Origin of the sequence: Promicromonospora sp. NPDC050880 (assembly GCF_044456525.1) — a bacterium.
Classification (GTDB): domain Bacteria; phylum Actinomycetota; class Actinomycetes; order Actinomycetales; family Cellulomonadaceae; genus Promicromonospora.
The window spans coordinates 28940-54739 of the sequence record NZ_JBITFV010000003.1 but is presented as its reverse complement, the minus strand read 5'-3'; the positions used below and the strand labels follow the sequence as shown (position 1 = coordinate 54739).

Annotated in this window: 24 protein-coding genes and 1 tRNA gene; 15 read left to right on the top strand and 10 right to left on the bottom strand. The window is 73.3% G+C overall.

Translation table 11 applies throughout. The annotated features are described in order from the left end of the window. The first annotated feature begins 3 nt into the window (after positions 1-3). Complete coding sequence (locus tag ACIBBF_RS07005; RefSeq protein ID WP_397411893.1) at positions 4-1470, top strand: dihydrolipoamide acetyltransferase family protein; 1467 nt, start codon at positions 4-6, stop codon at positions 1468-1470. A 212-nt stretch (positions 1471-1682) separates the two neighbouring features. Here the strand turns inward: ACIBBF_RS07005 and ACIBBF_RS07000 are convergent, their stop codons facing one another. Further along, on the bottom strand, positions 1683-1955 hold the full coding sequence (locus tag ACIBBF_RS07000; RefSeq protein WP_397412677.1) for a WhiB family transcriptional regulator: 273 nt from the start codon (positions 1953-1955) through the stop codon (positions 1683-1685). Positions 1956-2122: 167 nt separating this feature from the next. Between ACIBBF_RS07000 and ACIBBF_RS06995 the strand changes: the two genes are divergently transcribed. Then, positions 2123-4165, top strand: coding sequence for a cytochrome c oxidase assembly protein (locus tag ACIBBF_RS06995; protein ID WP_397411891.1), 2043 nt, complete (start codon positions 2123-2125; stop codon positions 4163-4165). Positions 4166-4211: 46 nt separating this feature from the next. Continuing rightward, positions 4212-6389 (top strand): S9 family peptidase, encoded by a 2178-nt coding sequence (locus ACIBBF_RS06990; RefSeq protein ID WP_397411889.1) that lies wholly within the window; start codon positions 4212-4214, stop codon positions 6387-6389. 52 nt (positions 6390-6441) lie between these two features. On the opposite strand, the gene ACIBBF_RS06985 is transcribed toward ACIBBF_RS06990, so the two are convergent. Both ACIBBF_RS06985 and ACIBBF_RS06980 read right to left on the bottom strand, forming a co-directional pair. Next, positions 6442-6726, bottom strand: coding sequence for a hypothetical protein (locus ACIBBF_RS06985; protein ID WP_397411887.1), 285 nt, complete (start codon positions 6724-6726; stop codon positions 6442-6444). A gap of 261 nt (positions 6727-6987) precedes the next feature. Further along, positions 6988-8058: a hypothetical protein gene (locus ACIBBF_RS06980; RefSeq protein WP_397411885.1), complete on the bottom strand. Its 1071-nt coding sequence runs from the start codon at positions 8056-8058 to the stop codon at positions 6988-6990. Positions 8059-8316: 258 nt separating this feature from the next. On the opposite strand from ACIBBF_RS06980, the gene ACIBBF_RS06975 reads away from it, so the two are divergent. Together ACIBBF_RS06975 and ACIBBF_RS06970 are read left to right on the top strand one after the other, a co-directional pair. Continuing rightward, positions 8317-8532: a hypothetical protein gene (locus tag ACIBBF_RS06975; RefSeq protein WP_397411883.1), complete on the top strand. Its 216-nt coding sequence runs from the start codon at positions 8317-8319 to the stop codon at positions 8530-8532. Positions 8533-8542: 10 nt separating this feature from the next. Beyond that, positions 8543-10477: an NHL domain-containing thioredoxin family protein gene (locus tag ACIBBF_RS06970; protein WP_397411881.1), complete on the top strand. Its 1935-nt coding sequence runs from the start codon at positions 8543-8545 to the stop codon at positions 10475-10477. A 65-nt stretch (positions 10478-10542) separates the two neighbouring features. Here ACIBBF_RS06970 and ACIBBF_RS06965 read toward each other — a convergent pair whose 3' ends face one another. Together ACIBBF_RS06965 and ACIBBF_RS06960 are read right to left on the bottom strand one after the other, a co-directional pair. Then, positions 10543-11187 carry an HAD family hydrolase gene (locus ACIBBF_RS06965; protein ID WP_397411879.1) on the bottom strand — a complete coding sequence of 215 codons (645 nt, stop codon included), beginning with the start codon at positions 11185-11187 and terminating at the stop codon, positions 10543-10545. A 194-nt stretch (positions 11188-11381) separates the two neighbouring features. Continuing rightward, the gene (locus tag ACIBBF_RS06960) at positions 11382-11903 is read right to left on the bottom strand and encodes a PTS glucose transporter subunit IIA (protein ID WP_397411877.1); all 522 of its coding nucleotides are present in this window, start codon (positions 11901-11903) and stop codon (positions 11382-11384) included. Positions 11904-12068: 165 nt separating this feature from the next. Between ACIBBF_RS06960 and ptsP the strand changes: the two genes are divergently transcribed. The 3 genes from ptsP to ACIBBF_RS06945 all read left to right on the top strand — a co-directional run bounded on the left by ptsP (position 12069) and on the right by ACIBBF_RS06945 (position 16112). Then, complete coding sequence (gene ptsP, locus ACIBBF_RS06955; protein WP_397411875.1) at positions 12069-13718, top strand: phosphoenolpyruvate--protein phosphotransferase; 1650 nt, start codon at positions 12069-12071, stop codon at positions 13716-13718. Positions 13719-13776: 58 nt separating this feature from the next. Next, complete coding sequence (locus ACIBBF_RS06950) at positions 13777-14655, top strand: sugar phosphate isomerase/epimerase family protein (protein ID WP_397411873.1); 879 nt, start codon at positions 13777-13779, stop codon at positions 14653-14655. 308 nt (positions 14656-14963) lie between these two features. Next, positions 14964-16112 carry a magnesium and cobalt transport protein CorA gene (locus tag ACIBBF_RS06945; RefSeq protein WP_397411871.1) on the top strand — a complete coding sequence of 383 codons (1149 nt, stop codon included), beginning with the start codon at positions 14964-14966 and terminating at the stop codon, positions 16110-16112. A gap of 19 nt (positions 16113-16131) precedes the next feature. Here the strand turns inward: ACIBBF_RS06945 and ACIBBF_RS06940 are convergent, their stop codons facing one another. Both ACIBBF_RS06940 and ACIBBF_RS06935 read right to left on the bottom strand, forming a co-directional pair. Next, positions 16132-17430 (bottom strand): MFS transporter, encoded by a 1299-nt coding sequence (locus tag ACIBBF_RS06940; RefSeq protein WP_397411869.1) that lies wholly within the window; start codon positions 17428-17430, stop codon positions 16132-16134. Positions 17431-17517: 87 nt separating this feature from the next. Then, the gene (locus ACIBBF_RS06935) at positions 17518-18129 is read right to left on the bottom strand and encodes a TetR/AcrR family transcriptional regulator (RefSeq protein WP_397411867.1); all 612 of its coding nucleotides are present in this window, start codon (positions 18127-18129) and stop codon (positions 17518-17520) included. Between the two features lie 269 nt (positions 18130-18398). Here ACIBBF_RS06935 and ACIBBF_RS06930 point away from each other — a divergent pair, with 269 nt between their 5' ends. Then, a complete protein-coding gene (locus tag ACIBBF_RS06930; protein WP_397411865.1) occupies positions 18399-19409 on the top strand; it encodes a hypothetical protein in 1011 nt (336 codons plus the stop codon). Positions 19410-19900: 491 nt separating this feature from the next. Continuing rightward, entirely contained in the window at positions 19901-20935 is a 1035-nt protein-coding gene (locus ACIBBF_RS06925) for a pirin family protein (RefSeq protein ID WP_397411863.1), read from the top strand. A gap of 15 nt (positions 20936-20950) precedes the next feature. Here the strand turns inward: ACIBBF_RS06925 and ACIBBF_RS06920 are convergent, their stop codons facing one another. Continuing rightward, on the bottom strand, positions 20951-21667 hold the full coding sequence (locus ACIBBF_RS06920; protein ID WP_397411861.1) for a GntR family transcriptional regulator: 717 nt from the start codon (positions 21665-21667) through the stop codon (positions 20951-20953). A 165-nt stretch (positions 21668-21832) separates the two neighbouring features. Here ACIBBF_RS06920 and ACIBBF_RS06915 point away from each other — a divergent pair, with 165 nt between their 5' ends. The 3 genes from ACIBBF_RS06915 (at position 21833) to ACIBBF_RS06905 (ending at position 23342) form a co-directional block, all read left to right on the top strand. Beyond that, positions 21833-22132: a hypothetical protein gene (locus tag ACIBBF_RS06915; protein WP_397411859.1), complete on the top strand. Its 300-nt coding sequence runs from the start codon at positions 21833-21835 to the stop codon at positions 22130-22132. Then, positions 22120-22482 carry a hypothetical protein gene (locus tag ACIBBF_RS06910; protein WP_397411857.1) on the top strand — a complete coding sequence of 121 codons (363 nt, stop codon included), beginning with the start codon at positions 22120-22122 and terminating at the stop codon, positions 22480-22482. The genes ACIBBF_RS06915 and ACIBBF_RS06910 overlap by 13 nt, the downstream gene beginning before the upstream one ends. 98 nt (positions 22483-22580) lie before the next feature. Then, positions 22581-23342 carry a DUF427 domain-containing protein gene (locus ACIBBF_RS06905; protein ID WP_397411855.1) on the top strand — a complete coding sequence of 254 codons (762 nt, stop codon included), beginning with the start codon at positions 22581-22583 and terminating at the stop codon, positions 23340-23342. A gap of 48 nt (positions 23343-23390) precedes the next feature. On the opposite strand, the gene ACIBBF_RS06900 is transcribed toward ACIBBF_RS06905, so the two are convergent. Then, positions 23391-24305 carry an alpha/beta fold hydrolase gene (locus tag ACIBBF_RS06900; protein WP_397411853.1) on the bottom strand — a complete coding sequence of 305 codons (915 nt, stop codon included), beginning with the start codon at positions 24303-24305 and terminating at the stop codon, positions 23391-23393. 89 nt (positions 24306-24394) lie between these two features. Next, a tRNA-Gly gene (locus tag ACIBBF_RS06895) sits at positions 24395-24468 on the bottom strand. Between the two features lie 156 nt (positions 24469-24624). On the opposite strand from ACIBBF_RS06895, the gene ACIBBF_RS06890 reads away from it, so the two are divergent. Both ACIBBF_RS06890 and dcd read left to right on the top strand, forming a co-directional pair. After that, on the top strand, positions 24625-25062 hold the full coding sequence (locus tag ACIBBF_RS06890; RefSeq protein ID WP_397411851.1) for a TM2 domain-containing protein: 438 nt from the start codon (positions 24625-24627) through the stop codon (positions 25060-25062). 76 nt (positions 25063-25138) lie between these two features. Beyond that, positions 25139-25714, top strand: coding sequence for a dCTP deaminase (dcd, locus tag ACIBBF_RS06885; protein ID WP_397411849.1), 576 nt, complete (start codon positions 25139-25141; stop codon positions 25712-25714). The last annotated feature ends 86 nt before the right edge of the window (positions 25715-25800 follow it).

Below are 25800 nucleotides of genomic sequence, written 5' to 3'. Positions count from 1 at the left end.
AGAGTGAGCTCGAAGAACCAGAGGTTCCCGCTCCCCGACGTCGGCGAGGGCCTCACCGAGGCGGAGATCGTCGAGTGGCGCGTCGCCGTCGGCGACTCCGTCGAGGTGAACCAGACGATCGTCGAGATCGAGACGGCGAAGTCGCTCGTCGACCTGCCGTCGCCGTGGACCGGGACCGTGGCCGCCCTGCTCGTCGAGGCGGGCACCACGGTCGACGTCGGCACCCCGATCATCGAGATCGCGGTGCCCGACGCCGGCGGTGCGCCCGCAGGTGCGTCGCCCGAGGGCGCCGCGGTGCCGGCCGAGGGCGCGCAGGACGAGGGTTCCGGGTCGGTGCTCGTCGGGTACGGCACGGCCGAGGCGAAGGCGACCGGTCGGCGTCGCCGCCACCAGGTGGCCTCCGCCCCGGCAGCCCCGGCCCCGGTCGCCGTCGCACCGGCGCCGGTGCCCCCCGCGCCGGTGACCCCCGCCCCGGCGGCCCCCGCACCTGCGGCACCGCCCGTCGCACCCGCACCGCCCAGGGCGGCCACCCCGCCGTCCGACAACGGGGTGACCACGGCCGCCCGTGCGCGCGTGCTGGCCAAGCCGCCCGTCCGCAAGCTCGCCAAGGACCTCGGGGTCGACCTGGCGGGCGTCCACGCGACGGGTCCCGGCGGCATCGTGACGCGTGAGGACGTGGTGGCCCACGCCGAGCGCTCCACGGTGACGACCCTGACGCACTACCCGGACGACGAGCCCTGGCTCGCCTCCGGCGTGGTCTCGCCGGACGGGCGCCAGACGCGCGTGCCGGTCCGCTCGGTGCGCAAGCGCACCGCGGAGGCCATGGTCGCCAGCGCGTTCACCGCACCGCACGTCACGGTCCTGCACACGGTCGACGTCACGAAGACGATGAAGCTCGTGGCGGCGCTCAGGGAGGACCGCGACTTCACGGACGTCAAGGTCACGCCGCTGCTGGTGGCGGCCAAGGCGGTGCTGCTCGCCGTCAAGCGCCACCCGCAGATCAACGCCTCCTGGGACGACGCGGCCCAGGAGATCGTCTACAAGCACTACGTGAACCTGGGCATCGCCGCGGCCACGCCCCGGGGTCTCGTGGTGCCGAACATCAAGGACGCGCACACGCTCGACCTGCTCGGCATCGCGAAGGCGCTGGCCGGGCTGACGGCGACCGCACGAGCGGGGCGCACCTCGGTCACCGACATGTCCGACGGCACCATCACCATCACCAACCTGGGCGTCTTCGGCATCGACACCGGCACGCCCATCCTCAACCCGGGGGAGTCGGGGATACTCGCCTTCGGCGCGATCCGCCAGCAGCCCTGGGTGCACAAGGGCAAGGTCAAGCCGCGCTGGGTGACGACGCTCAGCTTCAGCTTCGACCACCGGCTGGCCGACGGCGAGCTCGGCGCCCGGTTCCTGTCCGACGTCGCGCGCGTGCTGGAGGACCCGGCCCGCGGCCTCGTCTGGGGCTGATCCACCGGACGACCGCACACGTCAGGCCCTCAGGTCACCGACCTGAGGGCCTGACGTGTCGTGCGACCGGGGCCGTGCGCCCCCGGATCCGTCTGGGAGATCCCGGTGCGAAGGGCGCGCGGTCCCGGCAGCTCACGGCGACTGGACTCGATCGCCGTGCCCCGGGCAAGGTCCGGTGCCCGGTGGCGGTCCGCCACCCGGGCCGCGTGGCGTCATGCCACGCGCATACCGCCGATCGACCGCGGCCGGCCGCGCCGGCGCTTGCGGCTGCGCACGGTGCCGTCGACGACGATCTCGCCGCCCCAGACGCCCCAGGGCTCGCGGCGGGCGAGAGCGCCCGCGAGGCACTGCGCCTTCAGCGGGCACTCGGCGCAGGCGCGCTTGGCCGCCTCCAGGTCCGCCGGATGCTCCGCGAACCAGAGCTCGGGCTGTTCCGAGCACGGCACGGAGTCGTCGGTCTCGGTGATGATGTTCGCGAGGTCCACACTGGTCACAACGCAGAAGAGGGCTAAAGGGTTGGGTTTGGTGCATAATCCGGCCGAACTTTTCCTGAACTTCGTCGAAATGCCCGGTTCGGGCCTGCTCACGCCGTGGTCAACCGGACACCCGCGGACGGTCAGAACCGCGCCGTGGCACGCCTAGGCTGGACCGCGTGACCCCGACCGACGCCCGGAACAGGACCAGCAGAACCGCACGGACGAGCACCGCGAGCGGCCCGGCCAGCCCGTCCTGGCTCGCCGTCGCCCTGCCGGCGGCGGCCCTCGTGGCGCTCGCGGCCCTCGTCGCGGCCGGCGCCTTCTCCGGCGCCTTCACGGCGTTCACGAACTTCACCGACCCGGGCGCGCTCGTGCGCTGGGGGGCACCCGTCGCGACGGTGGTCACCGAGCTCGCGCTGGCCGTGACCGTGGGCGCGCTCGCGCTGGCGGCCTTCGTGCTGCCGCGCGGTCCGCTCGTGGACCGCGCGCTCGGCGTGGCCGGCGTGGCCGCGGGCCTGTGGACGCTCGCCGCCCTGGTCCAGCTCGTCCTGCGCTTCTCGTGGTCCACCTACCTGCCGCTGGACGCCGGCGGGTTCGGTCCGGCGCTGATGGAGTACGTCTCGACCATCACCGTGGGCCGCACCTACCTGGGCATCGTCATCGTCGCCGCGCTGACGGCGGCCGTCGCCCTGCTGGTGCGCGGCCCGGTGGGGGCCCTGTGCACCCTGGCGCTGCCGGTGGTCGCGCTCGGCATGCAGTCCTCCACCGGGCACGCGGCCGGGGCCGCGAGCCACGACCTGGCCATCTCGGCCCTGTTCCTGCACCTCGGTGGCGCGGCCCTGTGGATCGGTGGCCTCGCGGCCGTCGCGCTCGTCGGCCTGCGGTACGCCGCGACGCCCGACGTGATCCGGCGCTACTCGGAGATCGCGTTCTGGTGCTTCGTCGCGGTCGCGGTCTCGGGGCTGGTCAGCGCCTGGATCCGCATCGGCTCCCTCGACGGGCTGGGCACCGACTACGGGATCCTCCTGGTGGTCAAGGTCGCGCTGCTGGTGGTCCTCGGCAGCCTGGGCTACCTGCACCGCAGCACCGTCGTCTCCCGGCTCTCCGCCGGCACCACCCGGAAGGCGGCGATCGGCCTGTTCTGGCGGCTCACCGCTGTCGAGGTCGGCGTGATGGGCGCGGTGTCCGGCGTGGCGGTCGCCCTCGGCTCCACGGCGCCGCCCGTGCCCGACGAGCCCATCACCGACCCCACCCCGGCCGAGCTCGTGACCGGTCACCCGCTGCCGCCCGAGCCCACGCTCGTGCGCTGGTTCACCGAGTTCCAGTGGGACGTCGTCCTCGCCTTCGCCTGCGCGGCCGCGCTGTTCGTCTACGTGCGGTGGACCCTGCGGCTGCGTCGCCGTGGCGACGCCTGGCCCGTGGGCCGCACCATCTCCTGGTGCCTCGGCATCCTGGTCCTGTTCTGGGCCACGAACGGCGGCGCCGCCACCTACGGGCACGTCCTGTTCAGCGCGCACATGGTGCAGCACATGATCCTCGCGATGGTGGTGCCGCTGTTCCTCGTGCTGGCCGCGCCGGTCACGCTGCTCGTCCGGGCGGTCCCGGCGCGCAAGGACGACTCGTGGGGTCCCCGCGAATGGGTGCTCGCGCTGGTGCACTCGCCCTGGGGCCGGTTCATGGCCAACCCGGTGGTGGCCGCCGTCCTGTTCGCGGGCGGCATGATCGTCTTCTACTTCACGCCCCTGTTCGAGCTCGCCCTGACCACCTACGCGGGCCACCTGTGGATGGTCGCCCACTTCACCCTCGTCGGCTACCTCTTCGCGAACGCCCTGATCGGCGTCGACCCCGGTCCCTCCCGTCCCGGGTACCCGCTGCGCCTGGTGCTCCTGTTCGCCACCATGGCGTTCCACGCGTTCTTCGGTGTCGCACTCACCTCGGGCACCGCGCTGCTGGTCCCCGACTGGTTCGGGCTCATGGGCCGGCCCTGGGGGCCGTCCGCCATCGTGGACCAGCAGAAGGGCGGCGCCGTCGCCTGGGGGATCGGGGAGCTGCCGACGCTGCTGCTCGCCGTCGGCGTGGCGATCTCCTGGACGCGGTCCGACGCCCGGGAGGCGCGGCGTACAGACCGCAAGGCGGAGCGGGACGGCGACGCCGAGCTGGAGGCGTACAACGCCATGCTGGCCGAGAAGGCGGAACAGGCCAGGCGCACGGAGCGCTGACCAAAATCAGGCCCACGACGGGCCGCGGGCGTGGTAGACGTGGGCGGTGAGCGAAACCGCGCAGACCCCGTTCCACGACCTCGACCACTACGTCGCCGTCCCGCGCCTGACCGGCCTCGCGGCCAGCCAGGACGGCACCCGCCTCGTCGCCACCGTCCAGACGCTCGACGGCGAGCGCACCGCCTACCGCACGGCCCTGTGGGAGGTGGACCCGACCGGTGCGGCCCCCGCCCGACGGCTCACCCGGTCCGCGAAGGGGGAGTCGTCCGCCGTCTTCACGCGGTCGGGCGACCTCCTGTTCACCTCCGCCCGGCCCGACCCCGACGGCAAGGACGGCGACGACCCGGTGCCCGCCCTCTGGCTCCTGCCCGCGCACGGGGGCGAGGCCCGCGTGGTCGCGACGGCGCCAGGTGGCGTGTCCGGGGCGCTCGCGGCCCGCAGCGCCGACGTCGTGAGCGTCGCCGCGAGCCTGCTGCCGTCCGCGAAGGACCTGACGCAGGACGCCGGGCTGCGCAAGGCCCGCAAAGACCAGAAGGTGTCGGCGATCCTGCACACGGGCTACCCGGTCCGGTTCTGGGACCACGACCTGGGGCCCGACCAGGACCGGCGTCTCGTGGGCGACCTCGCCGCGCTCACCGACGAGCCGGCGTCCCCGCTGCCGGCCGCGACGCCGTCGGGCACGGAGACGGCTGCCACGCCGTCGGGCACGGAGCCCGCCGACGGCCGGCACCTCGACCTGCGCGACCTCACGGGCCCCGGCCGCCACCTGGAGGAGCACGCGGCCGACCTGTCCGCGGACGGCACCACGCTCGTGCTGACCTGGGCGGTGCCGGACGCCGGAGCGGCCACCCGCAGCACGCTCGTCGCCGTGGACACCGCCACCGGCGACCGCCGGGTGCTGGTCGACGACCCGGACGCCGACGCGACGGCGCCCCGCGTCTCGCCCGACGGCGCCTGGGTCGCGTACGTGACCGAGTCGATCTCGACGCCGCACGAGGCCCCGGTGATCCGCCTGGCTCTGGTGCCGGCCGACGGCTCCGCCGAGCCCGTGGTCCTCGCCGACGACTGGGACCGCTGGCCCGGTCGGCCCACGTGGCTCCCGGACGGCAGCGGCCTGCTGGTCCAGGCGGACGACGACGGGCGCGGCCCGGTCTTCCTCCTCACGTTCACCGGCGCCCTGCCGGGCACCGACGTGGTGGTCGAGAAGGTGACCTCGGACGACGCCGTCTTCTCCGACCTGTCGGTGACGCCCGACGGGGCCGCCGTGCTCGCGCTGCGGTCCTCCTACGCGGCCCCGGCCGAACCGGTCCGGATCGACCTGGCGGGCTTCGTCGCCTCGGGCGCGCCGGGGGAGCGGACGCCGGTCGCGGCGACGCTGCTGCGCTCGCCCGTCCCGGCCCCGGCGCTGCCGGGCACCCTCACCGAGATCGAGACCACGGCCGAGGACGGCTCACGCGTGCGCGCCTGGCTCGCGCTGCCGCCCGACGCCGGCCCGGACGCCCCCGCACCCCTCCTGCTGTGGATCCACGGCGGCCCGCTCGGCTCCTGGAACGCGTGGAGCTGGCGCTGGAACCCGTGGCTGATGGTCGCCCAGGGTTACGCGGTCCTCCTGCCGGACCCCGCGCTGTCCACCGGGTACGGGCAGGAGTTCGTCCAGCGCGGCTGGGGTGCGTGGGGCAAGGCGCCGTTCACCGATCTCATGGCGATCACCGACGCCGCCGAGGCGCTGCCGGAGATCGACGGGACGCGCACCGCGGCGATGGGCGGCTCGTTCGGCGGCTACATGGCGAACTGGGTGGCGGGCCACACGGACCGCTTCCAGGCGGTCGTGACGCACGCGAGCCTGTGGGCGCTGGACCAGTTCGGCCCCACGACGGACGCGGGCTACTACTGGGCGCGCGAGATGACGCCGGAGATGGCGCTGGAGAACAGCCCGCACCTGTCGGTGGGGGAGATCCGCACGCCGATGCTCGTGATCCACGGCGACAAGGACTACCGCGTCCCGGTCGGTGAGGGGCTGCGGCTCTGGTTCGAGCTGCTGACCAGGTCGGGGCTGCCCGCCTCGGACGACGGCGAGACGGAGCACCGGTTCCTGTACTTCCCGGACGAGAACCACTGGGTGCTCACGCCGCAGAACGCCAAGGTCTGGTACCAGGTGGTCTCGGCCTTCCTGGCCGAGCGGGTGCTGGGCGAGACGCCGGAGCTGCCCGCGACCCTGGGCTGACACGCGTCCGCCGGGGCGGGACGTTCGCGTCCCACCCCGGCGGAGGTCGCGCTCAGCCTGCCTTGACGGCGCCGACGACGCGGACGCGCACGGCCACGTCGTCGATCTCCTCGGGGACCTTGTCCACCAGGCGAGGGTCTGTCACGTTGACCTGGAGCACCCAGCTCCCGCCGGGGCCGGTCACCTGCTCCACGGAGACCTCCTCGGTGAGCACCTCCACCGGCGACGTGCCGGGTTCCGCGTGCTTGCGCGCACGGTGCTCGCGAAGTGGCTGGTCGAGGGACGTCGTGAACTCAGGGGCGACGCCGACGCCGATGACACCGTCCAGTCCGGTCACTTTTTCCCGCAATGCGGCTTTTGCGGACCGAGCCTCGTCGAGTGTTGCCATCCCGATCACCTCCTGGTCATCCATTGTGTCCCCCGTGTCTACCCCCTTCCAGCGGGCCGGGGCGTGTCCTGGACCACGTCGCCGACCGCCACGCGGCACCGCAGGTCAGCGGGGTGACGGCGCCTGACACGCCGTGCGGACACGCCCACGAGGTTCCCCGTCTCCCGCGACACGCCCGGGCGGGGGAAACGCTGGTGCGCGCACCGGACGTCACCCGAACGGGTGCGTCGCCTCCCGCGCCAGCTCGATCCCCAGGATCTCCAGCACCTGGTCGATCGGGTTCGCGTAGGTGAGGCCCTTCCCGCTGCGCCCGCCGGACTCGGAACCGGCGAACAGGAGGCCGAGCGCCACGCCGTCCTCCCGGTACACGAGCGCCCCGGAGTCACCGCCCCGGGAGAACGGGCCGTCGTCCAGGCTCTCGATCTCGATCTGGTCGTCGAAGCTCAGCGCGCCGAGGTCCTCGTACCCCACGATGACGTCGTCCAGCTCGATGGCCGTGACCCGGCCTCGCGTGATCGCCGTCGTGCGGCCGACCTTGCCGACGATCTCACCGCCGAGGGCACGGGCCGTCTTCACCACCCGGCCCACGGGGTAGTCGAAGTCGACGGGGACCCGGTCCAGGCGCGCGATCGCGGCGTCCGTCGCGGCCGGTTCGAGCGCGTCCAGGTCCACCACCTGCGTGAGCTCCCCGATCCGGTCGCCGGGCGCCAGCCCGCCGTCGGCGGGCCCGGGCTGGAGCACGACGTCGCCCGGGCGGGCCTCGGGGGACCCGGCCAGCACGTGGTAGTTCGACAGGGCGTACAGCGCGCCGTCGCTGCCGGGTGTCGTGCGCGTGACGAAGGCGCCGAGGGTGCCCGCCGTGACGGCGACGTGGCCGATGGAGACGCCGGGCCGGATCGGCCGCCGGCGGTCGGTGTCGCCGGACGCCAGCGACGTCGGTGCGGGCGGGCGCGGGCCCAGCTCGCTGACGGGGCGGATGCGGCCGGTGCGCCGGACGTCGGCGTCGGGCCCGATCTCCGCCGTGACCTTGCGCACGATCGAACGGGCGCGGGGGACCCCGAGCCGGTAGCGGACCGCGATGCCGAAACCGCCCTCGCCCTGCGGCACCAGCCCGAGCGCGAGGGTGGGCGCCCGCACGACGTCGGCCGCCTCCGACACCCGTTCTCCGGTCGTGTGCCCCTCCAGGGACCGCGGTGTCGCCACGACCCCGTGGCGCTCGGCGAGCTCCCGGGCGAACGCTGCGAGCTGCTCCTTCATCTTCCTGGCCTGGTCGCGGTCCATGCCCTGATCCTCTCCTCACCCACCGACACGACACGGCACACCCCTACCGACACGCCGGTCTGTCCCACAAAGTCATCCGAAAGACGGATATCACCCTGCCAGGTTTGCGCGGTACGTTCCTCTGCTACACCCAACCATGGCCGGGTGAAAGCCAGGAAGACCTGGGATGTCACAAACATCTCCAGGCTGCCTCCTGAATCGATGGCGGCGTCCGACCTGGGCGCCGGTGATCACGGAACGGCGAGAATGATCGGGACGATGGACGAGACGCGGAGCACGCGGGTGACCCGTGCGGACGTGCGTGAGGCTCTCATGTGGGCCCTCGAGCGGGACCGTGACGCCCTGCTCGCGCACCGGGCGGCCGTGCACTCCAGCAAGAGCGACCTGACCCGTCGCCGCGCCGACAAGGCGCTGGTCGAGCAGTGGCGTGCCCGCAAGCCGGACACGGAGCAGGACACCGCGACGCGCGAGTGACAATGGGCCGGTGAGCACAGGAGTCCAGAACCTTCCCCGTGTCCGCGCCTCCGAGCTCGTCGGGCGCGGCTGGCTGAACACCGGCGGGCAGGAGGTCACCCTCGCCGACCTGCGCGGCAAGGTCGTCGTCCTCGACTTCTGGACGTTCTGCTGCATCAACTGCCTGCACGTCCTGGACGAGCTGCGCGAGGTCGAGGAGCAGCACCGCGACGAGCTCGTGATCGTCGGGGTGCACTCGCCCAAGTTCGAGCACGAGGCCGACCCCGACGCGCTCGCGGCCGCCGTCGAACGGTACGAGGTGCGCCACCCCGTGCTCGACGACCCTGAGCTGGTCACCTGGGGCGCGTACACCGCGCGGGCGTGGCCCACGCTCGTGGTCATCGACCCCGAGGGCTACATCGTGGCGCAGATGGCGGGGGAGGGGCACGGCTCCGCGATCGCCGCGCTCGTGTCCGACCTGATCGCCGAGCACGCCGTGAAGGGCACCCTGCACCGCGGCTCGGGGCCCTACGTGCCGCCCGCCCCCGCCTCCGGCACGCTGCGGTTCCCGGCCAAGGCCCTCGCGCTGCCGAACGGGAACCTCCTGGTCGCGGACGCCGGGCACCACTCCCTTGCGGAGCTCGCGCCCGACGGCGAGACCCTGGTCCGCCGCATCGGCTCGGGCGAGCGCGGGCTGGTGGACGGCGCGCCCGGCGAGGCGCGGTTCTCCGAGCCGAACGGGCTGTGCCTGGTGCCCTCCGACCTGACGGCGAGTCTCGGGTACGACGTCGTGGTCGCCGACACGGTCAACCACGCCCTGCGCGGCGTGCGGCTCTCGGACGGCGTGGTCACGACGCTGGCCGGCACCGGCGAGCAGTTCATGGTGGGCGGCCAGGAGAACGTGACGGGCACGGTCGGTGCGTTCGAGCCCGGCGAGTCGTACGACGCGCTGAGCGTGCGGCTCTCCTCGCCGTGGGACGTCGAGTGGTCCGCCGAGCTCGGCGCCTTCGTCGTGGCGATGGCCGGGAACCACACGCTGTGGGACTTCCACCCCGGCCCGCACCTGCCCGTGGTCTCGCTGCTCGCGGGCACCATGAACGAGGGTCTGGAGGACGGCCCGGGCGAGGGCGCCTGGTTCGCCCAGCCCTCCGGCCTGGCCGCGGCGGCCGATGGCGCGCTCTGGCTCGTCGACGCCGAGACCTCGGCGCTGCGCCGCCTCGTGCCGGTGGACGAGACCGACGTGACCGTCGAGACGGTTGTCGGGCAGGGGCTGTTCGACTTCGGGCACCGCGACGGCGTCGCCGGTCAGGCGCTGCTGCAGCACCCGCTGGGCGTCGCCGTGCTGCCGGACGGCAGCGTCGTCGTCGCCGACACGTACAACGGCGCGGTGCGCCGGTACGACCCGGCCTCCGGCGAGGTGACCACCCTGGCCCAGGACCTCGCGGAACCGTCCGACGTGCTCGTCGAGGTGGCGGACGACGCCGTGCACCTGCTCGTGGTCGAGTCCGCCGCGCACCGGCTCACGCGGGTGGCGCTCCCGGCCACCCTCGCGGGCGAGGTGCTCGACGGCGGCGCGCACAAGGTCGCCCGGCCCGCCACGGACGTGGGCTCCGGCGCGCTGCGCCTCGACGTGCCGTTCGCACCGGCGCCCGGCCAGAAGCTCGACGACCGTTGGGGACCGTCGACGACGCTCCAGGTCAGTGCCACCCCGCCGGAGCTGCTGCTGTCGGGTGCGGGGACCGGGACCGACCTGTTCCGCGACCTGGTGATCAACCCGGAGGTGGCCGAGGGCGTGCTGCACGTGACCGCGAAGGCGGCGTCGTGCGACGAGGTGCCGCTGCTGCCGAACGGCGAGCCGGACCCCGACGTGTTCCCGGCCTGCCACCTGGCGCAGCAGGACTGGGGCGTGCCGGTCCGCGTGGTGCCGGACGGCGAGGCAGGCCTCACGCTGCCGCTGCGCGGCTGACGTGTCAGACGCACAGGTCCCTCTGGTGACCTGTGCGTCTGACGCCTTCGCGAGAGTCCGACAGGTCAGCCCGCCAGCACCGCCGGCAGCTCGGTCAGCGAGTCGATGACGGTGGTGCGGGCCGCCTCGGGACGGCGCGCGTGCAGGTACCCCCACGGACCGCGGCGCAGCAGCACCGGCCGCATCCCGGCGTCGGCGGCGGGGAGCACGTCGTTGTCCAGCCGGTCGCCCACGTACGCGATCTCCTCGGGCGCGACGCCCGAGAGCTGCGCCACGCGGGCGAAGAACTCCGGCTCCGGCTTCTGCGTACCCCACTCGTCCGAGGTGCGGATCGCGCTCACCGGCAGGTCCATCGCCTCCAGCGCGGCGCGCGCCTCGGGTGGCTGGTTCCCCGCGACGACGACGTCGAACCCAGCCTCGCGCAGCGCACCCAGGGCCGGCCGCACGTCGGGGTAGAGATCGTCGGCGTCGAACCCGTTGCGCAGGCCGTCGGGGTCGTCCACGGCCCAGCGGGCGATCTCCGCCTCGACGTCCACGCCGGGCCGCACGAGCTCGAACGCCTCCCGGTGGGACAGGTCGAGGGCCGCACAGCCGCCGAGCACACCCAGGAACGTCAGCGGAGGAACACCGAGCCGCTCGGCCCACCGGAGCCAGATCCGGGACTCGTCGACCAGCGTCTCCCCGACGTCGAACACCACCGTGCGCACCATGGCCCCGACCCTATGCCTCCAGATTCGGTCCATTGCACCGCAGGAACGGCGGGTTCGGTCGCCTGCCTCGAGATCGGTCCATCACCGGACCGATCTCGAGGCAAGCGACCGAACAGCATCCGTTCTTGACCGAACAGCATCCGTTCTTGACGGGATCCGACCGAGCCTGGACGGCACAAGACCCGCGCGCCGCGTCAGGGGAGGCTGAGCAGCCCGTCACCGACCTGCACCCGGTCGCCCGGCCGGGCCAGCTCGACCAGGTCCCCGGGCCTCAGGTCCAGCGCGACGACCGGCACCAGGGGTGAGCGACCGCCGTCGGCGACCGCGGCGGGGCTCCAGAGCACGAGCTCCTGACCCGCCTCGACGGCGTCGCCCTCGGCGACCAGCAGCGTGAACCCTTCGCCCCGGAGCTGGACCGTGTCGATGCCGAGGTGCACCAGCACACCCCGCCCGGTGGCGAGAGCCGGTGCGCCGGGCGAGCTCGCGGCTCCGTCGGGAGCGCCCGGCGTCGACGGCGCCAGCAGGACGAACGCGTGCGGGTGCAGCTTCACCACGACGCCGGCGCACGGCGCGACCACACGGCCCCCGGTCTCCGGGTCGGGGTCGACGGCCAGCCCCGGGCCGACGATGCTCTCGGCGAAGACCGGGTCGGGCACGTCGCGCATCGCCACCACGCGTCCCGCCACGGGCGATCCGACCAACAGGGCCTCGGCCATGACGTCATCTTGTCAGACCGACTGCCGTGCCACGGGGTGGGACGACCCGTCCGGGTGCCACCGCCCGCAGCGGGCAGGGGGCGCCGCCCCGGGGTCTCGCCCCCTGAGGCGCTCGCGTGTAACGTTCCCAGCGCACTCGACGACGAGCCGGTGGGGAGCGTACGGATGACGAGCGAGAGGCTCACGGGGGTCCCGGCGAGCCCGGGGCGGGCGGCCGGGATCGTGGTGCGGATGCCGGCCCGGGTCCCCGAACCACGGACGAGCCGCCTGACCGGGGACGCCGACGCCGCCGTCCGCGCCGTCGAGGAGGCCGCGGCCCAGGTGGAGGCCGACCTGGCCGAGCGGGCGCGGCGCGCGTCGGGCACTGCCGCCGACGTGCTCGCGGTGACGGCCGCGATGGCCGCCGACCCGACGCTCGCCGCCGGTGCCGCACGGCGGGTCCGCGAGGACCGGCTCACCCCCGAGCGCGCGGTGTGGGACGCCGCGGGCTCGGTGGCTTCCCAGCTCGAGTCGCTCGGCCCGCCCATGTCGGAGCGCGCCCGGGACGTCCGGGACGTCCGGGACCGGATCGTCGCCGCCCTCACGGGTGCCGCCCCGCCCGGCGTACCGGATCCGGGGCATCCGTTCGTGCTGGTCGCGAGCGACCTCGCCCCGGCAGACACGGCGATGCTCGACCCGGCCGTGGTCGTCGCCGTCGTCACGGCCCGCGGCGGGCCGACGTCGCACATGGCGATCCTGGCGCGGGCCCTCGGCATCCCGGCGGTCGTCGCGCTGCCCGAGGCGAACGACCTCGTCGACGGCGAGGAGCTCGTGGTGGACGGCACGGGCGGCACCGTCCTGCGCTCGCCCACCCCGGCGGACGTGGAACGGGCCCGGCGGCGGGTCGTCGCCGCCACCTTCGACGGCCGCGGCGCGACGCGCGACGGGTTCGAGGTGGAGCTCGTGGCGAACGTCGCCGACCCGGCGGCAGCCGAGGCCGCGGCTGCGGCGGGCGCACGCGGGGTGGGCCTGTTCCGCACCGAGTTCTGTTTTCTCGGCCGGGGCGAGGAGCCCAGCGTGGAGGAGCAGGTGACCGCCTACCGGGCGGTACTGTCCCACTTCCCGGGACGCCGGGTGGTGGTCCGCACGCTCGACGCCGGCGCCGACAAGCCCCTGCGGTTCCTCACGCCGGACCACGAGGACAACCCCGCGCTGGGCGTGCGCGGGCTGCGGACCGCCGTCGCGCACCCGGACGTGCTCGACCGCCAGCTCGACGCGATCGCCCGGGCCGCCGCGGCCGAGACGGCGGAGGTGTGGGTGATGGCTCCGATGGTCGCGACCGTCGACGAGGCCCGTGACTTCGCGGCCGCGTGCGCCGCGCACGGCCTGGACCACCCCGGGGTGATGATCGAGACGCCCGCGGCCGCGCTCCAGGCACGGCACGTGCTGGCCGAGGTCAGGTTCGCGAGCCTCGGCACCAACGACCTCACGCAGTACACGATGGCCGCCGACCGCGACCTGGCCGGTGTGGCAGCCCTGTCCACCCCCTGGCAGCCCGCCGTGCTGGAGCTCGTCCGGGTGGCGTGCGAAGGTGGTGCGGTGCATGGTGCTCCGGTGGGCGTGTGCGGGGAGGCGGCGGCCGACCCGCTCCTCGCGCCCGTCCTGGTGGGTCTCGGGGTCACCTCGCTGTCCATGACGCCGCGTGCGCTGGCCGAGGTCGCAGACACCCTGGCACGCGTGTCCCGCGACGAGTGCGCGGAGCTGGCACGCGTGGTCCTCGGGTGTCCGACGGCGCAGGCCGCACGCGACGTGGCACGGGAAAGACTTCTTCCCTGAACGTCATCTGAACCCACCAGTCACATCCCAGTCACGTCGGCGCTCTAAGGTGGCCCGCATGCCCGAACCGATCCGGACCGATCCGCAGGAACCCGCAGCACCCGACGTGCGGGTGACGCTGTCGACGGCGTCGGTCTTCCCCCGCCGTGTGCCGCTCGCGTTCGAGTCGGCGGCCGAGCTCGGTTACGACGGCGTCGAGGTCATGGTCTGGTCCGAGGAGGTCACCCAGAACCCCCGGTCCCTGGCGAAGCTGTCCGCCGACACCGGCGTGCCGGTGCGGTCGGTGCACGCGCCGACCCTGCTGGTGAGCCAGCGGGTCTGGGGCCGGTCCCCGGTCGCGAAGCTGGAGCGGACGGCGGACATGGCCCTCGAGCTCGGCGCGGGCACCGTGGTGGTGCACCCGCCGTTCCGCTGGCAGTACAAGTACGCGCGGCAGTTCCAGGACCAGGTGCGCTCGCTGAGCGAGGCCACGGGCGTGACCATCGCCGTCGAGAACATGTACCCGTGGCGCGGCGGACGGCGCGAGTTCCAGGCCTACCTGCCCGGCTGGGACCCGGCGGAGCACGACTACGACGCCGTGACCCTCGACCTGTCGCACGCGAGCGTGGCGCAGCAGGACGCCCTGGTGCTGCTGCACACGTTCGGCGACCGCCTGCGCCACGTGCACCTGGCGGACGGCAACCACGGCGCGCGCGACGAGCACCTGGTGCCCGGGCGCGGCAGCATGCAGGCCGAGAAGGTGCTCCAGGAGCTCGTCGCCCGGCGCTGGAGCGGTGACGTCTGCGTGGAGATCTCGACGCGCGCGGCCCGTACCGCCGCCGAGCGGCACGACGACCTGGCGGCCTCCCTCCAGTTCGCGCGGGCCTACCTGTCCCCGGCCCCGCACGAGTTCCACACGCCGCCGGGCGCGCACCACCGGCCGCACGACGCCTGGTGAGTGTGATCCTGGTCTCGAACGGTTTCGATCGGCCCCGTCGGCGGGTCTAGACTGGACCCCGTCGAGAAACGGCAGCGGCGATCCGCCGCACGGACCAGGGAGGTGGCGCGCATGACCCGTAGCGAGCCTCCGAGTAGTCCGAACCGCAGCTGAGCTGACGGTTCCCCACCCGCGTGCCCGCGGGTTCTCGCGCACCGGTGCGCTCCGCCCCTTCGTCCAGGGGCGTGAGATCCACCGGTCGGTCGGCCGTCCCTGCTGCGGTGTCCGTTCGCAGTCCTTTCCCTGCGCTCGACCCCAGGAGTTTCCCCATGGCTACCTTCCTGCCCTCCCGTCCCGCTCGTCCGGTCCGGCCGCTGCTCGGTGCCCTGCGCCAGCGGCGCGCCGGCGGCCCCGCGCCCGAGGCCGCCCCGCGCCCCGTCGCCGCCCCCGAACCCCGCTCGTCCGTGGTCGCCGCCGCCATCTACGACGACGGCGTGCGCACCGCCGGCTACGACAACCTCGCCGAGACCTTCAGCGCGCTGCGCTCGCGGCCGGGCGGCATGGCCTGGATCGGGCTGGAGCGGCCGGAGGAGGCCGAGCTGACGTCCCTCGCCCGCGAGTTCGACCTGCACCCCCTCGCGATCGAGGACGCGATCCAGGCGCACCAGCGCCCGAAGATCGAGCGGTACGGCGACACGCTGTTCGTGGTGCTGCGCGCCGCCCGTTACCTGGACGCCGCGGAGGAGGTCGAGTTCGGCGAGCTCCACGTCTTCGTCGGCCCCGACTTCGTCGTCACCGTGCGGCACGGTGCCTCGCCCGACCTGGCCGCGGTCCGCACCCGGCTGGAGGCCGACCGCGAGATGCTCGCCCGTGGTCCGGAGGCCGTGCTGTACGCGATCCTCGACAGCGTCGTGGACGGGTACGCGCCCGTCGTCGCCGGTCTGGACCACGACATCGACGAGATCGAGTCCGACGTCTGGGGCGGTGCCCCGGACGTCTCCCGGCGCATCTACGAGCTGTCCCGCGAGGTCATCGACTTCCAGCGCGCAGTTCGCCCCGAGCAGGCACTGTGCGCCTCGCTCGCCAAGGGCGCCGACAAGTACGGCGTGGACCCGGAGCTGCAGGCCTATCTGCGCGACGTCGCCGACCACCTCACCGAGGCGGCCGACCGCATCGAGGTGTTCCGCGCCGCGCTGCGGGACATCCTGACGGTGGCCGCCACCCTCGTCGCGCAGCGGCAGAACGAGGAGATGAAGCACCTGTCGGAGGTCAGCATCCGGCAGGGCGAGGAGGTCAAGAAGATCTCCGGCTGGGCGGCGATCCTCTTCGCCCCGACCCTCGTCGGCACGGTCTACGGCATGAACTTCGAGGTCATGCCGGAGCTCGACTGGGCCTACGGCTACCCGGCCGCCCTGGTCGCGATGCTCGCCGTGAGCGTGGGGCTCTTCGGCGTCTTCCGGTTCAAGCGCTGGATCTGAGCCCGGTGGCGGCCCCGCATCAGGCGGGGTCGCCGGGCTCCGGGTCGAGGGTCTCGGGGTCGGGCAGCGACGCGATGTACCGGTGCCCCACGAGGGCGACCACCAGGCCGGCGACGGCGCCGACGAGCAGCGGGGTGCTGTAGCCGGTCCGGGCCAGGAGCCCGCCGGCCAGCGACCCCAGCGGCATCGCGCCCCACAGCGCGGTGCGCCACGTCCCGTGCACCCGGCCGAGCAGGTGGTTCGGCACCGCTGCCTGCCGCAGCGACATGACGAGCACGTTCCAGGTGGTCGTGCAGCCGAACGACACGAAGATCGCGACGGCCCCCACCCACACCAGCGGGAACGCACCGGCGAGGAACCAGGCACCGAGCCCGGCGGCGTTCACGGCCGCCATGACGGGCCCCGTCCCGAAGCGCGTCTTGAGCCGGTTCGTGACGGCCGCCGCCGTCAGGGACCCCACGGCTCCCGCCAGCATGAAGGTGCCGTACCAGGCCTCCGGCACGTCGAGCCGTTCCAGCACGAACAGCACCAGCGTGGACGTGATCGCGGCGTGGCAGATGCCGATCAGCACGCTGACGATCCACAGCGGGCGCAGCATCGGGCTGGACCAGATGAAGTGGAAGCCGGCGGCGAGCTCGGCGCGGTGTCGTGCCGCGCGGGCGGCCTCCGGCGTGGGACCCGGTTCGGCAGGCCGTCGGCCGGAACGCCGCGCGGCGACGCCCGACGCGACGGCGGGCAGGGTGAGGGCCAGCCCGCCCGCGACGGCGTAGGCCCCCGCGTTCAGGCCGAGCGCCCACAACGCCGAGAAGGCCAGCAGCCAGGACGTCAGCGGCTGGGACAGGAACTGCTGCACCACGATCTCCGTGGCCTCGATGCGGGAGTTCGCCCGCGGCAGGTCGCCCCTGCCGACGATCGACGGGACCACGGCGCGGATGGCACCGTCGTACACCGTCTCCAGCGCGCCGTACAGGAGCACCACCAGCAGGAGCCACCAGATCGTGAGCGTGCCCGTCAGGTGCAGGGCGAGCAGGCCGCCGGCCACGAGCGCCCGGACGCCGCCGGCCAGGGAGAGGGCGACGCGCCGGTCGACGCGGTCCACGAGCACGCCCGCGGGGATCGCGAACAGCAACCAGGGGAGCAGCGCGGCGACCGCGACGAGCGACACGAGCAGCGGGTCGTCCGTGAGCTGCGCGGCGAGCAGCGGTGCCGCCACCCGGGCGATGCCGTCGCCCAGGCTGGAGCTCAGGTTGGCGGCGACCACGCGGCCGAACGCGCGCCCGAGCGGCGCGGAACCAGGGCTCACGGCGGCGGAAGACACGCGCCCGAGGCTACCGTCTCGGCGGCGAGGTCCTTCAGGCCCGGTCCCGGTCCAGGTCCAGGTCCAGGTCCGGGCCCGGGCCGCGGCTCAGGCCGGCACCGGGTCCGGCACGCGGGCGCCCACCGCGCGCAGCACGAACGCCTCTGCCGCGCGGATGGTGCGCTCGCGGGCGACGGGTTCGTCGGGGATGAGGCGACCGGACAGGCACGCGTTGACGAGGTGCACGGTCGGTTCGATGTCCTGGGGCGGGAACGTCTCGGCCTCGATCCCGGCCGTCAGGATCCGGCGCAGGATCGCCTCCACGATGTCGGCGTGCTCGCGCAGGCGCTGCTGCGTGGCGCGGGACAGGACCGTGCGCAGGTCCGGGCCGGGGGCGAGGTGGAAGACACGGGTGAGCTGGGCCTGCTGGCGGATGTAGGTACGGAGCTGTTCCACCGGGTCGTCCACGCCGTCGAGGGCCCGCTCCAGCGTGTGGGCGTACTGCTCCGTCTCGTGGGTGATGAACCCGAGGAGCAGCGCCTCCTTGTCGTGGAAGTGGTTGTAGACAGCGGTCCGGCCGACGTTCGCCGCCGCGGCGATGTCGGCCAGGGTGATGGTGTCGAACCCGCGCTCCGCCATGAGGGTGGACAGGGCGGTGAACAGCTTGTGCCTCGTCATCTGGCGGTGCTCGTGCAGGCTCTTGCCGATGATCTTGGGCATGCTGACATCATATGCTCTTGCCGTCAGGTAACTGGAACCCGGGATCGGGCATCCGCGCCGCCCGCCGTCTTTGCGGGTATCCGCCGTCGGGCTCACGCCTCTTGTGCTGAGACTCAGTCGCCATGAATATCCATAGACATACATTTGTGCTGCGCAAAGAAACAGGCCGACCGGAAAGCGCAGCCGTGTGTGCCCACTGTCACCTGCGTGTTTCCGATCTGTAACATGCTTGCATCATCGTGGAAAGTGACCGGCAGTAAAGTTCCCGCATGACATTTCTGGCGGGCGTGATTCCAGCGGAACACGTCTCGGGTCACATTCTGATCCTGCCGAGCACCCACGGCCCCGTGGCCGTCAGCGAGCTCGCCGCCGCGTGGTTCCCGGAGGTCGAGTGGCTCCGAGAACCTTCTCGCGCCGCGGGGGCACGCCGGATGGCGGGGGCCCGGTTCCGCGGCATGGCGCAGCCCGACTCGTTGGTTCCCGGTGTCCTGCGTCTCGGGCCGGGGTATGTCGCCACCGGACCCTTCGAGGTGGGCGAGGCCCACCTCGCCGAGCTGGAGATCCCCGCGGCGAAGGCCGAGGCGTACTCGATCACGCGTGACGACGGCCTGCGCGACGTCCGCGGCGCGGCCCCCACGTCCTACGACGACCGGGACGGCATCGCACGGGCCTTCGCCCATGCGCTCCCGCAGGGGGAGGAGCTGCGCCTCGTGCAGTGGATGGTCGCGGCCGCCCGCAAGACCGGCGGCGGGGTGCTCGCCGACGGCCGGCAGCCCCTGGTGCCGGATCCCGCCGCCTCGGTCGACCTGGGCCTCTACTCCGCGCATCCGCTGCAGCCCGGCGACCTACTGCCGATGCTGCGGTCGCTCATCGCCACCGCCGACGTCACCGCCGACCAGCCCACGCCCGACGGGTCGCCCCGCTACACGCTCATGGGCAGCACCGCGTACGACGGGTCGATCGTGATCGACGTCGAACGGGTCGACCGCGTGCCGCGCGCGCTGGGCACGCTCGACTGGCGCAGCTACGGACCGTTCGCCTACCGCATGACCTGGCTGCCCGCGGACCCGTACGAGCTCGAGCTGGCGCAGCCGTCCGGGCTGCACGTCATCGCCCGGGCACGCATGCGGGTCTCGCTGGCGCGTCTCGCGGTCAGCCTCCAGAGCCGCATCGCGGGAATCATCGTGGACGACGGCGGCTTCATCGCCGGCGCGGAGGAGCTCGAGGGTCGCAACGACCCGACGTCGGGCGGTGCACCGGGCGCACGGGCCTGGGTCTGATCCGCAATGTTATCCACAGATTTTGTCCACAGCCCTGTGTGTGGCACGGGAAACTCGGGCTTCTCCCTGTGGACAGAACTGTGGGCAAGAAAAGGGTGAAAATTACAACCGTGGAGCGGTTGCCGGGTGCACGACACGCGGATAGAAACGTGGCAATGGTTCGACGATTCGGAATCGACGCGGTGCGCTGCAGCAGTACCGACCGGTTCCGAACATCGGATACATGGTCAACCGGAGAACGACAGGACGTCCCGTACCGCGGTGCGGGCTGTGGATGACGCCACAGGTGCCTGTACGGGGCCGGAAGACCACCCGCGTCCGAGGTGCTCACCCAGACGCAGACCCGGCGGCCCGGGTCTGACGGGCACCTCGGGGTCGTGACGTCGACACGACGCCCTGTCCCGCTCCGGCGGTCCACGGTGCGCGGTGATGCCAGGGCCCCCGGCCTGCCCCGGGGGTCCTGGCCCGTTCCCGGGCCCTAGGCTCAGGGCATGAGCAACCTGGAGACCCGGCCGGCCGAGCAGGTCTGCGCCGCGGGCGAGCGGGGCGACGGCGTCGAGCTCCTCACACCGCGTGACGTCCCCCTGGGCGGCCCCCGTGCCATGAACGTGCGCCGCACCATCCCCCAGCGCGTCCGGTCGCTCGTCGGCGCCTGGTGCTTCAGCGACCACTACGGCCCCGACGACGTCTCCACCAGCGAGGGCATGCAGGTGCCGCCGCACCCGCACACGGGCCTGCAGACGGTGAGCTGGCTCTTCGAGGGCGAGATCCTGCACCGCGACTCCGTGGGCTCGCTCCAGACGGTCCGCCCGGGCGAGCTCAACCTGATGACGGCGGGTGCGGGCATCTCGCACTCCGAGGAGTCGCCCGCCGAGGGCCGCCCGCCCCGCCTGCACGGGGTCCAGCTCTGGACGGCGCTCCCCGGCTCGGCGCTCGGCGTCGACCCGCACTTCGAGCACCACGGCGACCTTCCCTCGGTCGGGCACGACGGCGTCGTCGTGCAGGTGTTCGTCGGGAGGCTGCGGGCGGGAGGCGAGGAGCTGGCCTCGCCCGCGACGACGTACACGCCGCTGGTGGGTGCGCAGATCGACCTGGAGCCGGGTGCCGAGGTGTCGCTCGACGTCGAACCGGGGCACGAGCACGCCCTGCTCGTGGACGCCGGCGAGGTGACGTTCGAGGGCAGTGCGGTACCGCCGTCGGCCCTGGGCTACGTGGCTCCGGGCCGCGCCCGGCTCGTGGTGCGGGCCGGTGCGGGGTCGGGTGCGCGCGCCGTCCTGATCGGCGGGGAGCCGTTTGCCGAGGACGTCATCATGTGGTGGAACTTCATGGGCCGCACGCACGAGGACGTCGTCCGCGCCCGCGACGACTGGATGGCCCAGATCGCCGAGCTCGACGACGGGTCGACGGGGTACGCGGACGGTGCGGCCGGCCGCCGGTTCGGTCAGGTGCTCGGCTACCCGAGCGGGCCGCTGCGGGCGCCCGCGCTGCCGGACCTGCGCCTCAAGCCGCGGACGCGGCCCGCCTAGCGGGCCCCGGGCCGGCTAGATGTCGTAGCGGAGCATGAACTCGCCCGCGTCGAGCACCACGTAGCTCACCTCGACGGGCGTGTCGTCCTTCGCGAACGCCGTCCGCGTGACCGACAGCACCGGGGTGCCGGGTTCGATGCGCAGCTCCTCGATCTCCTCGATCGAGGGCATGCGGGCCACCACGTCCTCGCGGAACCGCACCGGCGCGTACCCGGCCTCGCTCAGGCGCGCGTGCGTGCCACCCGGCCCGGCCTCCTGGGCGGCGATCGGCGTCCCTGCGGCGATCGAGGCCGGCAGGTACGACGTGGCGAACAGGACCGGCTTGCGCTCCCGCAGGTGCAGGCGCTCACGGACGGTCACCTTGTCGCCCTCGGCGAGCCCGAGCGTCGTGCGCACCTTCTCGGGCGGTTCGGCCTCGGCGGTGACCGCGAGGGTGCGGACGACGAGCCCGGCCCCGGTCTCGTCCGTCTCGGCGGTCACGGTGGACGCGTCGGCCGGGGCGCCGGTGGTGTCGCGGACGATCGGCTCGAAGGACCGCACGAAGACGCCGGAGCCGTGCCGGGTCACGGTGAGCCCCTCGTCCTTCAGCATCGACAGCCCGTGGCGCGCGGTCATGCGCGCCACGCCGTAGTTCGACATGAGCGCGGCTTCGCTCGGAAGGCGGTCGCCCGGTTTGTAGGTCCCGGAGCGGATCGCGGCACGAAGATCCTTGGCGATGCTTGCGGCAGTCACACGTCCCTCTCTAGACACGGAACCCACCTAACCCGCAGCCAGTGCGTATACGCAACTTTTCGGCGTACGGGTTGCGGCCGTCTTCCGGCGCCCCGGAGGCTGTCTATGCGCCTAGAGGTAGGGCGCGGAGGCAGGTACAGAGGTAGGCACAGAGAGGTGGGGGAGATGGGGGCGACCGCAGCCAGCCTGACCGCGTCGGCGGCAGGCGCGAGCGCGCTGCTGGAGGAGATCGGGGACGCGCGCGTCAAGTGGGTCGAGGTGTTCCGGGACCACCTGGTCGTGCACCCGGAGCAGCTGAGCGAGGGAGCGGCCATCGCAGCCCAGCTCGAGATCACGTCGGCGACCGACTATCCCGCGACCCGGCCGGGGTTCACGATCTGGACCGGCTACTGGCGGGGGATGGAGACGTTCGTCTACGGCGAGCTCCGCAGAACCGCACGCCCGCTCCGGGCATGGCCGACGTGACGGGCGGCGCGCACGACGACGCCGTCACCGGAGTCGTGCCGGGGGCGCACCTCGCGGAGCTCGTCGGGGTCACGGCGCTGATCGCGCACGTCTTCGACATCCGGACCCTCGACGTCCGGGCCGGCGTGGACCACCTCGACCTCGAGGACGACATGGTGCGGGTGCTGACGGTCGACGTCGTCGCCGCGCGCGTGCCGGACGCCGTGAAGCTGGCCGGCCTGCTGCACCTGGGCGAGCGCCTGGAGCATCACGACGGCGGGTCGGCGTGGCGGTGCTGGTGCGGCTGGGTCCCGGCGGCGGACCGCGGGATGCCGGTCTCGTTGCACGTGACCGCGCCGCGCCAGGGATGAGGCGGCCTGTCACACGCGACATCCCTCACCGGTCGAGGTCGTGACGGGGGGCTCACGGGACATCCGGGCCACGTCCGACCGCGAGAGGTGACGAAGAGATGGCTGACGCCGTACGCAGGGCAGTGACGATCGAGCCGGGGACGGTGGAGCCCGGGTCGGTCCGGGTGCGTGGCTATCGCTCCGGTGTGCTGGTCGCGGACGCGGACCCGCCCCTGCTGGTGTGGGAGCACCGCTTCTACCCCCAGTACTTCTTCTCGCCCGGGCAGGTACGGGTCGAGCTGCGCCCGGCGGGGCCGGGACCCCGGTCCCCGAGCCTCGGACCGAGCGAGATGCTCGACGTCGTGGTGGGCGATGCCGTGCTCGACGGCGCCGCGCGGCGGTACCCGCAGGCGCCGGTCGAGGAGGTGCGCGACACGGTGACGTTCGACTGGTCCGCGCTCGACACCTGGCTGGCGGAGGAGGAGGTGGTCCACACCCACGCCCGTGACCCGTACGTACGGGTGGACGCGATGCCCTCGGGCCGGCACGTGCGGGTCGTGGCGGGCGGGCAGGTGGTCGCCGAGTCGAGCCGGCCGGTGGTCCTGGTGCAGTCCGGGCAGCCGCCGAGGTACTACCTGCCGCGGGTCGACGTGCGGATGGACCTGCTGACCCCGACCGGCACGGTGAGCTACTGCGCGTACAAGGGCACGGCGGCGTACTGGACAGTGCGGGCCGGCGGCCTGGAGCTGACGGACGTCGCCTGGGGGTACGACAACCCGCTGCGCGAGGGCTTGCTCGTGGCGGGCCTGGTCTGCTTCTGGCCCGAGAAGAACGCGGACCTGGAGGTCTACGTCGACGGGGAACGGGTCCAGGAGCCGTAGCGGACCGCGGGCGCTGCCGCCGGGCAGCGCCCGCGTCGGCCGGTCGCCTCAGGCTGCGGGTCCCGTCACCGCGGTGACGAACCCCCGCACCGCCGCCGCGTGCTGCACGGGGCTCTCGATGTGCCCCAGGTGCCCGGTCCGGTCGAGGACGGCGAGGCGGGAGCCCGGCACCGCCTCGTGGATCATCCGGGCCCACCGCGGACCGCAGATGAAGTCGTCGTCGCCGACCAGCACCAGCGTCGGCGCGGCCAGGCCGGGCAGCTCCGCGCGGACGTCGAAGGCAGGCCCCTCGCCCCAGGCCGGTGCCGCGTACATGTGCAGTGCCTGACGCCCCGCGGCGAACTCGTCCTCGCGGCCCCAGTAGTCGTGGAAGTAGGCCGGGGTGATCAGGCGGAGCACCTGGGTCGCCCCCTCGTCGTCGGACGGCGCGGACCGGCCCGTCAGGCCGGCGACGTAGCGGGCCACCTCGGGGTGGTCGACGGCGTGGCGCCGCGCGAACCGCTCCATGCCGGCGACCGCCGTCGGCCAGAAGTCGCCGCCGGTGACCGGGGACGTGTCGTACAGGATCAGCGAGGCGACGCGGTCGGGGTGGTCCAGGGCGTAGCGCTGGGCCACGAACCCGCCGTGCGAGTGGCCGAGCACCATGACGTAGGGCAGGTCCAGGTGCTCGACCACCGCGTGCAGGAAGTGCGTGTAGGTGGCCAGGTCGTACCCCCGCGGATCGGCGAGCCGGCCGGACGACCCGGTGCCCACGGGTTCGACGTAGACCATGGTCAGGTGCTCTTCGAGCGCCGGCATGCGCAGGTAGTCCCAGCCGATCCCCGGCCCGCCGGGGTGGACGACGCAGACGGGTCCGGTGCCGGCGACGTGGTAGCGCTGCTCGACGGTCGCGCCGTCGTGGGTGACGGGGATGGTGTGGGTGCCCCGGGCGATGCCGGGCTTCGGCGTCGTGGATCGACTCATGCCCTGGAGACCGGGCGCGTCGCCCGCCTGTGACAGGAGACAAGAATGCCCCAGGTCCGGATCTGCATCCTGACCTGGGGCGAAGCCTGTGGAGCGGGTGACGGGAATCGAACCCGCGCTGTCAGCTTGGGAAGCTGAAGTTCTACCATTGAACTACACCCGCATCGTCCGGTTCTGCCCGGGTATCTGCTGTTTGCGAATCCCGCTAGGGTTCCGCAACAGCGCCCCGTGAACCTGGCGCGCGACCTGATCATACCCAACCTCGCCCGGATGCCCGAACCGGTTCCCGTGCGAGTGTCGCCGAGCAGCCGGAGCAGCAGTGAGCGAGCACCCCAGCGAGAAGCCGACCGAGCCGATCTACCAGGAGACCAAGCCCCTTCCTCCGCGGCCGCCGCAGCCGCCGGAACCCGCGCAACCCGCACGCGAGACGCGTGCCATGCGGCCCTCGAAGCCCCCGGCGAACTACCAGCAGCAGTACGACTACGACCGCCCCACCCCGCCCCCGGCGCACGTCCCGGGGCGCAAGTCCCGGCTCACCGCAGGGTTGCTCGGGATCCTGCTCGGCGTGGTGGGCGCGCACCGGTTCTACCTGGGCTACAAGGGACTGGGCTGGGTCATGCTGCTGATCACCGCCGTGTCCCTCGGGAACGCGTGGTTCGTGCCCGCCATCTGGGGTGCCATCGAGGGCGTCCTGTTCCTCGTGATGCGCAAGGGCTACTGGTCGGTCGACGCGAAGCACCGGCCGCTCCAGTGGTGACCGGCGCCCGGTGACGCCCGCGGCGCCTCCCCGGGACGGGGCGGCGCCGCCCGGGGAGGCCCAGTACCGTAGCCGGGTGCTCCTCTCCGACCGTGACATCCTCGCCGAGCTCAAGGCCGACCGTGTGGTCCTCGACCCGTACGACGAGTCGATGCTGCAGCCGTCGAGCATCGACGTGCGCCTCGACAAGTTCTTCCGGCTCTTCGACAACCACAAGTACCCGTTCATCGACCCCGCCGCGGACCAGCCCGAGCTGACGCGCCTCGTGGAGGCGGACAACGGCGAGGCGTTCGTGCTGCACCCGGGCGAGTTCGTGCTGGGCAGCACCTACGAGACGGTCACCCTGCCCGACGACGTCGCCGCCCGCCTGGAGGGCAAGTCGTCCCTCGGGCGGCTGGGCCTGCTGACGCACTCCACGGCCGGGTTCATCGACCCCGGCTTCAGCGGGCACGTGACCCTGGAGCTGAGCAACGTCGCGACGCTGCCGATCAAGCTGTGGCCCGGGATGAAGATCGGCCAGCTCTGCTTCTTCCGGCTCTCCTCGGCCTCGGAGCACCCCTACGGTTCGGACCTCTACGGGTCCCGCTACCAGGGCCAGCGCGGCCCCACGGCGTCCCGCTCCGCGCAGAACTTCCACCGCACGGCGGTGTGACGGCCGCGGGCCGGGCGGGGCGTCCGGAAGGTCAGCGGCGGGAGGTAGGCTCCGGGTGCCCGGCACGGACCGGGCGATCCGGACGT

Bases quoted from the DNA above. Each gene is read 5' to 3' on its own strand.
- ACIBBF_RS06980 (WP_397411885.1), bottom strand. From the start codon at position 8,058: ATGGACCGCGACCAGGCCAGGAAGATGAAGGAGCAGCTCGCAGCGTTC.
- ACIBBF_RS06975 (WP_397411883.1), top strand. From the start codon at position 8,317: ATGGACGAGACGCGGAGCACGCGGGTGACCCGTGCGGACGTGCGTGAG.
- ACIBBF_RS06965 (WP_397411879.1), bottom strand. From the start codon at position 11,187: ATGGTGCGCACGGTGGTGTTCGACGTCGGGGAGACGCTGGTCGACGAG.
- ACIBBF_RS06960 (WP_397411877.1), bottom strand. From the start codon at position 11,903: ATGGCCGAGGCCCTGTTGGTCGGATCGCCCGTGGCGGGACGCGTGGTG.
- ptsP (WP_397411875.1), top strand. From the start codon at position 12,069: ATGACGAGCGAGAGGCTCACGGGGGTCCCGGCGAGCCCGGGGCGGGCG.
- ACIBBF_RS06950 (WP_397411873.1), top strand. From the start codon at position 13,777: ATGCCCGAACCGATCCGGACCGATCCGCAGGAACCCGCAGCACCCGAC.
- ACIBBF_RS06945 (WP_397411871.1), top strand. From the start codon at position 14,964: ATGGCTACCTTCCTGCCCTCCCGTCCCGCTCGTCCGGTCCGGCCGCTG.
- ACIBBF_RS06935 (WP_397411867.1), bottom strand. From the start codon at position 18,129: ATGCCCAAGATCATCGGCAAGAGCCTGCACGAGCACCGCCAGATGACG.
- ACIBBF_RS06930 (WP_397411865.1), top strand. From the start codon at position 18,399: ATGACATTTCTGGCGGGCGTGATTCCAGCGGAACACGTCTCGGGTCAC.
- ACIBBF_RS06925 (WP_397411863.1), top strand. From the start codon at position 19,901: ATGAGCAACCTGGAGACCCGGCCGGCCGAGCAGGTCTGCGCCGCGGGC.
- ACIBBF_RS06915 (WP_397411859.1), top strand. From the start codon at position 21,833: ATGGGGGCGACCGCAGCCAGCCTGACCGCGTCGGCGGCAGGCGCGAGC.
- ACIBBF_RS06910 (WP_397411857.1), top strand. From the start codon at position 22,120: ATGGCCGACGTGACGGGCGGCGCGCACGACGACGCCGTCACCGGAGTC.
- ACIBBF_RS06905 (WP_397411855.1), top strand. From the start codon at position 22,581: ATGGCTGACGCCGTACGCAGGGCAGTGACGATCGAGCCGGGGACGGTG.
- ACIBBF_RS06900 (WP_397411853.1), bottom strand. From the start codon at position 24,305: ATGAGTCGATCCACGACGCCGAAGCCCGGCATCGCCCGGGGCACCCAC.